We start from the raw sequence: 12,132 nt of genomic DNA on the forward strand, positions 1-12,132 counted from the left end.
CGCGAGCCGGCACGTTACTGCTTCGCCGCGTGCTGCACGTCCTTCGACGCATGCCACACGCGATAGCGCACCTCGAAGCCGTCCGGCACATACACGACGAGCGGCAGGCGGCTGTTGTAGCGCAGCAGCTGGCCGTCGCCGCGCACCTGCACGAACCGCTGCTGCGGCGCCTGGCCCGGGCACGCCATCAGCGTCGATGCCGGCCCCTTCACGTCGGTAAGCCGGTAGTACGTATAACCCCAGCCCTTCACGTCCTCGGCGGTCAGCTCGCCGCCGAACCACTGCTGGTTGCAGTCGGTCTGCAGCGTCTTGCCGATCATCAGCTCGACGCGCGCATCGCCCTCGTTCTCGAGCGCGGGCAGCGCGATCACGACGCGCTGCTGGCCGGCCGCTGCTTGCGGAAACATCTTGATCGACTCGGCCGGCACGGCGGGCGCCGATGCGGGGCCGGCCACGCACGCGGCGGCAGTCGTGACGCAAAAAGCGGCCAGCGCGGCCCGGATCGCGAATTTCATCGATGTGCTCCTGAAAAACAAATGAGCCCCGGATGCTAACACTTTCGTCGCGAGACCTTACGGCGCTGTAATTTGACGACACAATTCCGAACAGCCGGCAATCCCCGCGCGCGGTACTTATAGAGCAACCAACGGAGAACATCATGCTGAAGCTCATTGCTGCCGCCGGCGTCGCGACCCTGCTGGCCGGCTGCGTCGTCGCTCCCGACGCCGGATACGGATACGGCTACGGACAGCCCTACTATTCCGATCCCGGCTACGCGTACGGCCCTTCCCCCGTGTACGGCACGGTCAACATCTGGGGCGGTGGCGGCGGGCGCGACTGGGATCGCGGCCGGCGCGACTACCATCGCTGGGACGGCGATCGCGGCGATCGCGGCAACGGCTGGGGGCGCGGCGGCGGACGCCGCGGCGACTGGAACGACGGCTGGGGGCGCGGCGAAGGCGGCGGCGGCCATCGCCACTGACGCACATTTGCAACCGTTTGTATCCGCGCACGGCCCGCCGACGGCCGGCACGTCACGCGGACGAACGGACGGGCGCGGAAAAACAAAGGCCCTCGCGTAAAAGCGAGGGCCTTTTGTCGTCCGGTCCGGCAAAGCAAACTTCAGTGGGTGCCGGCCAGCCGGCACCGAACCCGATCACGCGTCGCGCACCCGCCTGCCCGGCCTGCCTACCAGCCGGCCGGTTGCGCGTAGCCGCGCGACACCGGCGCACCGCACCGATACGCGCGCTGGTAGCGGTCGTAGCAATAGTTCGGGCCGTCGTCCTGGTACTCCGCCTGCTGGTAGGTCGGATAGGCAGGCTGCTGGTACGCAGGCGCCTGATAGTACGTCGGCGGCTGATAGGCCGGTGCCTGGTACACGGGCGCCTGGTACGCGACGGGCGGATTCATCGCGGACGTCACGATCGCGCCCAGCACCGCGCCGCCGATCAACGCGCCGATGACGGCGCCGCCGTCGCGGCCATGCGCTGACGCCGGGCCCGCCACGGCGAGCGAACCGGCGAGGACACACACTGCGGCAATCTTTTTCATGATGGACTCCCACGCGAAGTGGTACTGGATGCGATGCATTGTGGCGGCACGCGGCCGTAATAGATGCAGCAAGTGGTAACGCGCCATTACGCGTATCGCGCACGCCGAAACGCGTCACCGCCGTGCTACGATTTTCGGCACACAGGAGACGCCTTCATGCAGCCCGAAACCGCCCGCCGTTTCGATACCGAATTCGCGCCGCGCATCGCGCAGGCAATCGCCGCCTTCTTCGCCGATCACGTGCTGACCGACGTCGTCCCGTACGGCGGGCACGGGCACCCGACGCGCGTACAGATCCGCAGCGCGCCGCACGAGCATGTGAGCGGCTTCGTGCATCCGCTGAATCTCGAACTGACCTGGGACACCGACGAAATCGAGCGGCTGATGGAGCCGGACGGCCCGCAGCGCTTCGAACACTACCTGGCCGCACTGCCGAAAAAGCTGGGCGCGTGGCAGGGCGCACGCGACATCGATCTCGCGTCGCGCACGCAGGCCGACCCGCTCGTGCGGCTCGGCGGCCTCGACTTCGAAGGCTGAGTGCCCGCGCCGGCCGGCAGCCGCGCAGGCCGGCGTCGCGCAATGCGGCCCGGTGATACACTCGACCGGCCCCGGTCCGGCGCAGCCGCGCGGGCCGGGCCGTTCATCGCCGCCTCCGCCCTTTCGCATGGTTGCGCACGCAACCGGCAACCGGGCGCGCGGACAACCGCCCTTTCGCTCCCGTCATGAACGCCGATACCGGCCTGCCGCTTCCGCAACGCTACTGGGCGATCGTCTGCGTCGCACTGGGCATCACGCTCGCCGTGCTCGACGGCGCGATCGCGAACGTCGCACTGCCGACGATCGCGCGCGACCTGCACGCATCGGACGCCGCGTCGATCTGGATCGTCAACGCGTACCAGCTCGCGGTCACGATCACGCTGCTGCCGCTCGCGTCGCTCGGCGAGCGCATCGGCTATCGCCGCATCTACATCGCCGGGCTCGCGCTGTTCACCGCGGCGTCGCTCGGCTGCGCACTCGCCGGCTCGCTGCCGATGCTGGCCGTGATGCGCGTGATCCAGGGTTTCGGCGCGGCCGGCATCATGAGCGTCAACGCGGCGCTCGTGCGGATGATCTACCCGTCGTCGATGCTCGGGCGCGGGCTGTCGATCAATGCGATGGTGGTCGCGCTGTCGTCCGCGATCGGGCCGACGGTCGCGTCCGCGATCCTGTCGTTCGCGTCGTGGCCGTGGCTGTTCGCGGTCAACGTGCCGATCGGCATCGCCGCGGTACTCGGCAGCCTGCGCGCGCTGCCGGCCAACCCGCTGCACGACGCGCCGTACGATTTCCCGAGCGCGCTAATGAACGCGTGCGTGTTCGGCCTGCTGATCACGGCCGTCGACGGGCTCGGCCACGGCGAACGCCATGCGTACGTCGCGGCCGAGCTGATCGTCGCGTTCGTCGTCGGCTACTTCTTCGTGAAACGCCAGCTGTCGCAGCCGGCGCCGCTTTTGCCCGTCGACCTGATGCGCATCCCGATGTTCGCGCTGTCGGTCTATACGTCGACGGCGTCGTTCACGTCGCAGATGCTCGCGTTCGTCGCGCTGCCGTTCTGGCTGCAGAATTCGCTCGGCTTCTCGCAGGTCGAGACCGGCCTGTACATGACGCCATGGCCGCTCGTGATCGTGTTCGCCGCGCCGCTCGCGGGCGTGCTGTCCGACCGCTATTCGGCCGGCATCCTCGGCGGGATCGGGCTCGCACTGTTCGCGGCCGGGCTGCTGTCGCTCGCGACGATCGGCGCGCACCCGGGCACCGTCGACATCGTGTGGCGGATGGCGCTGTGCGGCGCGGGCTTCGGGCTGTTCCAGTCGCCGAACAACCGCGCGATGCTGTCGTCGGCGCCGCGCGAGCGCAGCGGCGGCGCCGGCGGCATGCTGAGCACCGCACGGCTCACCGGCCAGACGTTCGGCGCCGCACTCGTCGCGCTGATTTTCGGGCTCGCGCCCGATCGCGGGCCGACGGTCGCGCTCTATGTCGCCACGGCCTTCGCGGCGGTGGCCGCGGTCGTGAGCATGCTGCGTATCGCGTCGCCGCGGCCGGACGCGGCGGCCTGACACCAACGCGCACCGCACACACGGACGCACACGCGCGTCATGCGGCGTCGAGCGCGTCCATCACGAAGCGCACGCGCGCCTTCACGCTCACGCGCGGCAACTCGATCAGCCGGTACCCGTACGCCGTATAGCAATCGACCATCGCGTCGTAGGTGCGCACGGCTTCCGCAAAATCCTGCCGGCGCTCGGTGTCCTGCACATAGATGTCCGGCCAGGGCGGCGCGATGAACACGCGCCGGTGATAACGGAAACGGCGCGCCGCGGCTTCCGCGTGCGCGGGCACGGCCAGCCCCGTCAGCCGCAGGTAGCCGACCACGTCCGGCACGCCGCGGTCGAAGAACACGGGCCCGCGCGCGTGCCGCGCGAGATGGTACGAGCGCATCTCCCAGCTCAGCATCAGCTCGGCGAACGCTGCCGGGTCGCGCCACGGCAGCGCGTGGCCGTCGACGGCCACCTGGTCGCGGATCACGCCTCGCCCGGCCTCCTGCGAGCGCGCGAAACCGGCGCGCTCGAGCGCGTCGAGCAACGTGCTCTTGCCCGAGCCCGGGCCGCCCGTCACGACGAAGAAACGGCCGGTGGCATCGCCGGTCGCGTCATCGCCCCCGGCCCCGGCTCCGTGCACGAACTCACGCATGCGCGACCCGCCGGCCCGCGCGCTGCGTGACCGATACGGCCGCCGCGACACTGCGCAAGTCGGCGACGAACGTATCGCGCCAGACCGACAGGTCGTTCTCGCGCAACCGCGCGAGGTTCTCCTCGTGACGCGCCTGCCGCTCCGCGAGCGGCATCGACAGCGCGCGCTCGAGCGCCTCGGCCATCTGCGACAGGTCGTACGGATTGACGAGAAGCGCGCCGGTCAGCTCGGCCGCCGCACCCGCGAACTCCGACAGCACGAGCACGCCCGGATCGGCCGGATCCTGCGACGCGACGTATTCCTTCGCGACGAGATTCATCCCGTCGCGCAGCGGCGTCACGTAGCCGACCTGCGACATCCGGAAAAACGCCATCAGCAGGTTGCGCTCGTACTTGCGGTTCAGGTACTGGATCGGCGTCCAGTCGAGCTGCGAAAAACGGCCATTGATTCGGCCGGCTTCGCCTTCGAGCGTTTCGCGGATGTCCTGGTAGGTCTGTACGTCGGAGCGCGTCGGCGGAGCGATCTGCACGAGCGACACGCGCCCCTGCCAGCCCGGAGCGTTCGCGAGCATCCGCTCGAACGACTGGAAGCGCTCGACGAGCCCCTTCGAATAATCGAGGCGGTCGACGCTCATCACGAGCCTGCGGCCGTCGAGCGCCTCGCGCAGCATCTTCACCGGCTTGCGCGCGCCGTACTGGACGGCCGCCTGCGCGATCGCGTCCGGATGCACGCCGATCGGATAGGCGGCGACCTTCACGACGCGGCCGTGCGCGTGCAGCATCCCGTCCTCGCTCGCCGCGCCGATCCCGCGCCGCTCGATGTAGTCGGTGAACGCCTGCTTGTCGGCATCGGTCTGGAAGCCCGCGACGTCGTACGCGCACATGAACTTCACGAGTTCCTCGTGCGGCGGCACGAGGCGCAGCATGTCGGGCGACGGAAACGGGATGTGCAGGAAGAAGCCGATCGGGTTCTTCACGCCGAGCTCGCGCAGGAAATGCGCGAACGGCAGCAGATGATAGTCGTGCACCCAGATCAGGTCGTCGGGCCGCAGCAGCGCGGCGAGCTGCTTCGCGAGCATCGCGTTCACGCGCAGATACCCTGCGTACTCCTGCCGGTCGAAGCGCGCGAGATCGCCGCGGTAATGGAACACCGGCCACAGCGTCGCGTTCGAGAAACCGCGGTAGTACTGGTCGTAGTCGCGCCGGGTCAGCCCGACCGTCGCGTAGGTCACGTTGCCGTCCCGCTGGATCGCGGGCTCGGCGTCCGGCGCACCGACGATCTCGCCGTTCCAGCCGAACCAGACGCCGCCCGTTTCCTTCAGCGCGTCCATCACGCCGACGGCGAGGCCGCCCGCGCTCGGGCGCGTGTCCTCGCCGGCGGCGACACGGTTCGATACCACGATCAATCTGCTCATGCGGCTTCCCCTCCTCGATTCGATTGACTGGCGCGGCGCGCGCGCCAAGGCGGACGCGGCGGCCCGAAGGCGGCCGCGCGGCAATTCAGTTCCGAGAAATGCAATGAAATGCGGCAGCGGAATGCGACGACGGGATCAAGCGTCCTGTTCCTGGCCGAGGTCGCGTTGATAGTCGAGCCCTTCCGGGCGGGCGCCGCCCTGGTTGTGATCGCCGTCGGACGGCGTCTCGCCGGGCGCACCGGCAGGCGGTGCGGGTGGTGCGTCGGTCTGCGGACGCGGGTGGTCTGCCCCCGCGTCGGATGGCCGGTGCGAAAACCGTTTCGAACGACGCATGGCTGGGTGTCTCATATGCGGTGCGGCTCGAAGCCGTCGTAGAAACATTCCATAACAAAACAGTCTAGGTCGGTTCCTCGCACGCCAAGGTAACAATTACCTTCAATTTGTAACGTTTCGACCCCTCGTCAGCCACCTGTCCGAAAATAGCGCCGCGCGCACGCGCGACATGCCGTCCGGCGATTTGTCAAAGCTTTGCATTTTTCCTATGACAATTGCGAAACAATGACGCGGCATGGGGCGCGCATGCGTCGCCGCTCACCCAGACAGGACTTGCATTCAGGGATGAACATTCGTTTCGAATCGTCGCACCGGACCGTGCCGGCGCGCGTCGTGCTGGCCGCACTCGCCACGGCCGCACTGCTGTCCGGCTGCAACTCGCTATACAGCGAAGGCGCGACAGCCGGTGCCGGTATCGCGGGCGCCGCGATCGCTTCCAAGGTCACCAACAACGCCGCCGTCGCGACGGGCATCGGCCTCGGCGCCGTGGCCGGCGCGCGTGCGGGCGTCCAGTACTCGCAGCGCGTCGCGCACCGCTACACGCAGGAACAGATCGCGAAGGCGGCCGGCCCGCTCGACGTGGGCGGCGTCGCGCCGTGGTCGACGCACCACTCGTTCCCGATCGAGGACGACGAGCAGGGCCGCGTGACGGTCAGCCGGACGATCAGCGTCGGTCCGCTCGACTGCAAGGAAATCGTGTTCGCGGTCGACACGCCCGCGAAGCCCGACAAGGCTGCGCAATCGGCGTTCTACGTCGCCACCATCTGCCGCGACGGTCCCGTGTGGAAATGGGCGTCGGCCGAACCGGCAACCGAACGCTGGGGCGCGCTGCAATGAGCGTCGCGATCCGTATCGCGGCGATCGGCGCGCTTTGCGCGGCGGCGGCCACGCTATCGGGCTGCGGGTCGGTCGGCGCGGCGAGCGGCGCGCTCGCCGGCGCGGCGACGGGCCTCGTCACCGCGAACCCGGCGGTCGGCGTCGGCGTCGGGATTGCCGTGCAGGCCGCGACCGACGAGGCCGTCAACCGCACGATGAAGCAGCTCCATCAGAACCAGCAGGACGCGATCGCGAAGGCGGCCGGCAGCCTGGCCGTCGGCGAAGTGAAACCGTGGAAGGTGAAGAACACGCTGCCGCTGGAAAACGGCGAAGGCGAGGTGCGCGTCACGCGCGCGTACTCGTCGGCGCTCGCGCTGTGCAAGGAATTCGCGTTCTCGGTGAAGGACGGCGACAAGGCCGACTGGTATTTCGCGAATGCGTGCCAGCAAGGCACGCACTGGAAGTGGGCGTCGGCCGAACCGGCCGTCGACCGCTGGGGCAATTTGCAGTAACGGGGCGATGCGCTGCATGACGCGCGGCGCACGCGGCTGCCGGGCCGCACGGCCCGGCGCGATCGATCAGGACTCGACGTCCTCGAGGCTGAAGATCTCGGTCTGGTCGTTGTACGAGAAGATCTCGCCGTAACGGCCCCAGTCGATCACCGCGTCGAGCGTTTCCTCGGCCGCGCCGTCCGACAGGGAATCCTCGAGCTCCTGCTCGAAGCGCACGCGCGGCGCACGATGGCCCGGACGCTCGTTCAGCACCTTCTTGATCCGTGCGGCGAGCGGCACGTGCTTCAGCAGGTGATCCGCGAACATCAGCTTGCGCTCCTGCGTGCCGAACTCGGCGAACACGCGCCCCGGCGGCGTCAGGAACACGTCGCCTTCCCGCACGTCCGCGAAACCGAGGTACTGCAGCACTTCGGCGATCGGGAACAGATCGTCGACTTCCAGATGCAGCGTGCGCGCGATTTCCGGCATGTCGGCGCGGCCGTGGTACGGCGCCATCGCGAGCGTTTCGATCAGGCCGGCCATCAGGTTGGTCGACACCTGCGGCAGCCAGCTGCCGAGCTCGAGCCCCTTCTTCGTCGCCTCGCCGGTCTGGCGGGCCGTCATCTTCGCGTAGATATCGTCGACGAGCTTGCGGAACGCCGGATCGAGCCGGTTGCGCGGGTGCTTGAACGGCACCTTGATCTCGGCGATCACGCGGCCCGGATTCGACGACAGCACGAGAATCCGGTCGCACATGAACACGGCTTCCTCGATGTTGTGCGTGACGATCAGCACCGACTTGATCGGCATCCGCCCTTGCGTCCACAGGTCGAGCAGGTCGGTACGCAGCGTCTCGGCCGTCAGCACGTCGAGCGCCGAGAACGGCTCGTCCATCAGCAGGATCGTCGGATCGACGACGAGCGCGCGCGCAAAGCCGACGCGCTGGCGCATGCCGCCCGACAGCTCGCGCGGGTACGCGTTCTCGAAACCGTCGAGACCGATCAGGTCGATCGCGGCCAGCGCGCGCTCGCGCCGCTCGCGCGCGCCGACGCCGAGCGCTTCGAGGCCGGCCTCCACGTTCTGCAGCACGGTGAGCCACGGGAACAGCGCGAAGGTCTGGAACACCATCGCGACGCCTTCGGCCGGGCCGCGCAGCGGCTGGCCGAGGTAGGTCACTTCACCGCCGGTCGGCTCGATCAGCCCGGCGATGATTCGCAGCAGCGTCGACTTGCCCGAGCCGGAGCGGCCGAGCAGCCCGACGATCTCGCCTTCGCGCAGCGACAGGTTCGCGTCGTCGAGCACCAGCAGCTCGCCTTGCGTCTTGTTGAAGCCGCGGCAGACGTGATCGACGCGCAGGATTTCCTCGCCGAGGCGCGGCGGCTGGGACGTCTGGACGGGGGCGTTTACAGCATTCGGATTGTGCATCGCGTTTCGCTCTCAATCGGTCTCAGTCGAGCCGCAGCTTCGCTTCGGCGAAGGCATACAGCGGACGCCACAGCAGACGGTTGAACAGGGTGACGAACAGGGACATCACGGCGATGCCCAGGATGATCTTCGGAAAGTCGCCGGCGGCGGTCGTTTGCGCGATGTACGCGCCGAGGCCGTGCGCCTCGATCCTGGTGTTGCCCCACTGCACGGCTTCCGACACGATGCTCGCGTTCCACGCGCCGCCCGATGCGGTGATCGCGCCGGTCACGTAGTACGGGAAGATGCCGGGCAGGATCGCCTGCCGCCACCACTGCCAGCCGCGGATGCGGAAGTTCGTCGCCGCTTCGCGATAGTCGTTCGGGTAGGACGTTGCGCCGGCGATCACGTTGAACAGGATATACCACTGCGTGCCGAGCACGATCAGCGGCGACAGCCAGATATCGGGGTTCAGGTGGAAGCGCGCGATCACGATCACGAACACCGGGAACAGCAGGTTGGCCGGGAACGCGGCGAGGAACTGCGCGAGCGGCTGCAGCTTCTCGGCCAGCCTCGGGCGCAGCCCGACCCACACGCCGATCGGCACCCAGATCACCGATGCGATCGCGATCAGCACGACCACGCGCAGCAGCGTGATGAGCCCGAGCATGAGCACATGGCCGACCTCGGCCATCGTCACGCCGGTCGAAACGAAACTGACGACCCGCCACACGATATAGGCCGTGCCGATCAGCACGAGGGCCGCCCAGGCGATGTCGACCGTGCGCGACGCCTTCTTCTCGACGCGCGGCAGCGTGAAGCGCATCGCACCCGACAGCGGCAGGCGCAGCGGAATCCGCGCCGCCTTGGCGAAGAACCAGCCGGCCGGCACGAGCAACTGATGGATCAGGCGCGTGCGGCGTACGAGGTCGAGCAGCCACGACTCCGGCGCATTGCCCGAGCTCGTGTTCTCCATGCGGAACTTGTCGGCCCACGCGACGAGCGGGCGGAACAGGAACTGGTCATAGGCGAGGATCACGACCGTCATCGTGAGGATCACCCAGCCGATCGCGCCGAAGTTCTTCTCCGAGATCGCCTGCGCGAGATACGCACCGATTCCCGGCAGCGTGATCGTCTGGTTGCCGACCGTGATGGCCTCCGACGCGACGACGAAGAACCAGCCGCCCGACATCGACATCATCATGTTCCAGATCAGGCCCGGCATCGAGAACGGCACCTCGAGCTTCCAGAAGCGCTGCCAGGACGTCAGGTGGAAGCCCCGCGACACTTCGTCGAGATCGCGCGGCACCGTGCGCAGCGACTGGTAGAAGCTGAACGTCATGTTCCACGCCTGGCTCGTGAAGATCGCGAAGATCGCCGCAAGCTCCGCGCCGAGCACACGGCTCGGGAACAGCGCGAGGAAGAACGTGACCGTAAACGAGATGAACCCGAGCACCGGCACCGACTGCAGGATGTCGAGGATCGGGATCAGCACCATGCCCGCACGACGGCTCTTGGCCGCGAGCGTGCCGTAGACGAGCGTAAACACGAGCGCCGCGACCATCGCGGCAAGCATCCGCAACGTGGTGCGCAACGCGTATTCGGGCAGGTTCGACGGATCGAGCGAGATTTTCTGCGTCTGCAGCACGCCGATCGGCGCCATCGTTTCGTGGAAACCGACGACCGCCATCGCGATCAGGCAGATGATCAGCGGAAACGCGATGAAGTCCCACCGGTTCGGCAGAACGCGCCATGCGGACGCGTTGGCGGTCCGGTTCGGATTGAAGAATCCGACGTCCATCAGGCGCCCTCCCCGGTAAGGCCGAACGAAGCCGGCAGTCGATGTTGATTCATGGCAAAGCGCACGGGCGCGGTAATTCGATTGACTGACGATCTCGCGCGGGCGCAATGCGCCGTGCGTGCAAGCTGCGCCCCGCGCGGTCGCGGTCGAGTCGGCCCGCGACGGCACGACACTACACCAACCTGTATTTCAGGTACAACCGTCCGGGGACGGCGCAGGCGGCGCACGGATCGTGCCCGGCCCGCGGGGCGGACCGCGGGTGCGCGTGACGGAGCAACCCGGCCGCAGTCCTTCGGCCGGCATGCAGGCCCGAATTATGCCGTGATCCGGCCCGGCCGTGAACCCGCTCGCCGCACGCGTGTGCAAACCGTGTCGGGCGTCAGCAGACGGATACCGCGAAGCGGGTATGATCGGGACTAGCCCTTAGGGTCTGTTGCAGCCGTTCTCGTGGCAACGCATGCCCGTTCCACATGTAAACAGACTTCGAGGATCGACCGACGAGCGGGAGGAAGGGAATGGCAGGAAACTTGGTGATCGTCTGCCGCGATCAGGATGCCGACGCGTTCTACGAACTGATGCAGGAGTACGGGTCGTTCCAGACGCGGCTGTCGTCGACGGCATGGTACCTGAACATGAACGTCGTGCCGGAATCGCTGCAGGAGGAAATCCTGGAGCGCCTCGGCCGCTATACGACCGTCTACATCTTCGAGGCCACCACCGTGACCTACAACACGATCGACAGCAACGCAGCCGAGACGCTCGGCACGCTGTTCGGCGAATGACGCCGCGCGGCGCTTGCCTGCCCGGGCAGGCGCCGCAGCCGCTTACGCCGCCTGAGCGTGGGGCTCGTCCTTCGGCACGACCTCGAACGGGAACGTCATCGCGACGCGCAGGCCGCCTTCGGGGCGGTTGCCGATGTCGCACGCCCCGCCCAGCCTGAGCACGAGCCGCTCGACGATCGCAAGCCCGAGCCCGCTGTGGCCGTTGCCGCCGCGTGCGGGGTCGAGCCGCACGAACGGCCGCGTCGCGACCGCGAGGTCGCGCGGCGCGATCCCGCCGCCGCTGTCGCTGACCGCCAGCACGTAGCCGGTTGGCGTGCGCGCCGTCTCGACGAATACGGGCGGCGCGCCGTACGCATGCGCGTTGTCCAGCAGGTTCGACAGGATCCGGTCGAGCGTCGCCGTCGGCAGCCGGAAGCCCGGATCGGCGTCGAGCCGTGTCTGGACCGTCGGTGCGTTCGGCGCGACCGCACGATAGCTGCGTGCGATCCGCTCGCACGCCTGGTCGACCGGCACCGGCTCGCTGCGATCGGACCCGCCGTGCGCAAACACCAGAAACTGATCGACGATGTGCGACATCGAGTCGACGTCGCGCACGACGCCGTCGCGCAAGCGCGCGTCGTCCATCATTTCCGCGCGCAGGCGCATCCGCGCAAGCGGCGTGCGCAGGTCGTGCGCAACGCCCGCCAGCATCACCGCGCGGTCGTTGTCGGCCTGCGACACCTGCTCGACCATCTGGTTGAAGCCATGCGTGAGCTGGCGCAGCTCGCGCGGGCCGCGCTCGCGCAGCGGCGGCACCGGCTGCCCGCGGCCGAAGCG

General features: G+C 68.3%; 14 protein-coding genes. 6 read left to right on the forward strand and 8 right to left on the reverse strand.

The features are described 5' to 3' along the window. Window positions 1–14: 14 nt before the first annotated feature. Window positions 15–515, reverse strand: a complete 501-nt coding sequence (gene eco / locus ACPUER_RS12200) for a serine protease inhibitor ecotin (protein ID WP_174418134.1) — start codon at window positions 513–515, stop codon at window positions 15–17. A gap of 143 nt (window positions 516–658) precedes the next feature. On the opposite strand from eco, the gene ACPUER_RS12205 reads away from it, so the two are divergent. Then, window positions 659–982, forward strand: a complete 324-nt coding sequence (locus ACPUER_RS12205; RefSeq protein ID WP_175962820.1) for a hypothetical protein — start codon at window positions 659–661, stop codon at window positions 980–982. Window positions 983–1,188: 206 nt separating this feature from the next. On the opposite strand, the gene ACPUER_RS12210 is transcribed toward ACPUER_RS12205, so the two are convergent. Beyond that, window positions 1,189–1,590, reverse strand: coding sequence for a hypothetical protein (locus ACPUER_RS12210; RefSeq protein WP_175962819.1), 402 nt, complete (start codon window positions 1,588–1,590; stop codon window positions 1,189–1,191). A gap of 117 nt (window positions 1,591–1,707) precedes the next feature. On the opposite strand from ACPUER_RS12210, the gene ACPUER_RS12215 reads away from it, so the two are divergent. Together ACPUER_RS12215 and ACPUER_RS12220 are read left to right on the forward strand one after the other, a co-directional pair. Further along, entirely contained in the window at window positions 1,708–2,088 is a 381-nt protein-coding gene (locus tag ACPUER_RS12215) for a DUF5594 family protein (protein ID WP_047898717.1), read from the forward strand. A 185-nt stretch (window positions 2,089–2,273) separates the two neighbouring features. Then, window positions 2,274–3,641: an MFS transporter gene (locus tag ACPUER_RS12220; RefSeq protein ID WP_175962818.1), complete on the forward strand. Its 1,368-nt coding sequence runs from the start codon at window positions 2,274–2,276 to the stop codon at window positions 3,639–3,641. Between the two features lie 37 nt (window positions 3,642–3,678). Here ACPUER_RS12220 and ACPUER_RS12225 read toward each other — a convergent pair whose 3' ends face one another. The 3 genes from ACPUER_RS12225 to ACPUER_RS12235 form a co-directional block, all read right to left on the reverse strand. Next, window positions 3,679–4,275 carry an AAA family ATPase gene (locus ACPUER_RS12225; RefSeq protein WP_175962817.1) on the reverse strand — a complete coding sequence of 199 codons (597 nt, stop codon included), beginning with the start codon at window positions 4,273–4,275 and terminating at the stop codon, window positions 3,679–3,681. Continuing rightward, on the reverse strand, window positions 4,268–5,689 hold the full coding sequence (otsA, locus tag ACPUER_RS12230; protein WP_425131232.1) for an alpha,alpha-trehalose-phosphate synthase (UDP-forming): 1,422 nt from the start codon (window positions 5,687–5,689) through the stop codon (window positions 4,268–4,270). Before otsA ends, ACPUER_RS12225 begins: the two co-directional genes overlap by 8 nt. Before the next feature lie 135 nt (window positions 5,690–5,824). Next, window positions 5,825–6,022 carry a hypothetical protein gene (locus ACPUER_RS12235; protein WP_175962816.1) on the reverse strand — a complete coding sequence of 66 codons (198 nt, stop codon included), beginning with the start codon at window positions 6,020–6,022 and terminating at the stop codon, window positions 5,825–5,827. Window positions 6,023–6,268: 246 nt separating this feature from the next. On the opposite strand from ACPUER_RS12235, the gene ACPUER_RS12240 reads away from it, so the two are divergent. Then, window positions 6,269–6,859, forward strand: a complete 591-nt coding sequence (locus tag ACPUER_RS12240; RefSeq protein WP_425131233.1) for a hypothetical protein — start codon at window positions 6,269–6,271, stop codon at window positions 6,857–6,859. Further along, window positions 6,856–7,350 (forward strand): hypothetical protein, encoded by a 495-nt coding sequence (locus ACPUER_RS12245; protein WP_175749798.1) that lies wholly within the window; start codon window positions 6,856–6,858, stop codon window positions 7,348–7,350. Before ACPUER_RS12240 ends, ACPUER_RS12245 begins: the two co-directional genes overlap by 4 nt. 66 nt (window positions 7,351–7,416) lie before the next feature. Here ACPUER_RS12245 and ACPUER_RS12250 read toward each other — a convergent pair whose 3' ends face one another. Together ACPUER_RS12250 and ACPUER_RS12255 are read right to left on the reverse strand one after the other, a co-directional pair. Then, window positions 7,417–8,754 (reverse strand): AAA-associated domain-containing protein, encoded by a 1,338-nt coding sequence (locus ACPUER_RS12250; protein ID WP_034184771.1) that lies wholly within the window; start codon window positions 8,752–8,754, stop codon window positions 7,417–7,419. 22 nt (window positions 8,755–8,776) lie between these two features. Continuing rightward, entirely contained in the window at window positions 8,777–10,534 is a 1,758-nt protein-coding gene (locus ACPUER_RS12255; RefSeq protein WP_425131234.1) for an ABC transporter permease, read from the reverse strand. Between the two features lie 515 nt (window positions 10,535–11,049). Between ACPUER_RS12255 and ACPUER_RS12260 the strand changes: the two genes are divergently transcribed. Beyond that, entirely contained in the window at window positions 11,050–11,316 is a 267-nt protein-coding gene (locus ACPUER_RS12260) for a hypothetical protein (RefSeq protein WP_011545926.1), read from the forward strand. Between the two features lie 42 nt (window positions 11,317–11,358). On the opposite strand, the gene ACPUER_RS12265 is transcribed toward ACPUER_RS12260, so the two are convergent. Continuing rightward, window positions 11,359–12,132, reverse strand: a 774-nt coding sequence (locus ACPUER_RS12265) for an ATP-binding protein (RefSeq protein WP_425131235.1), incomplete at its 5' end; no start/stop codon positions are given.

It is taken from the genome of Burkholderia sp. DN3021, from assembly GCF_049805555.1.
In the GTDB taxonomy this organism is placed as follows: domain Bacteria; phylum Pseudomonadota; class Gammaproteobacteria; order Burkholderiales; family Burkholderiaceae; genus Burkholderia; species Burkholderia pyrrocinia_C.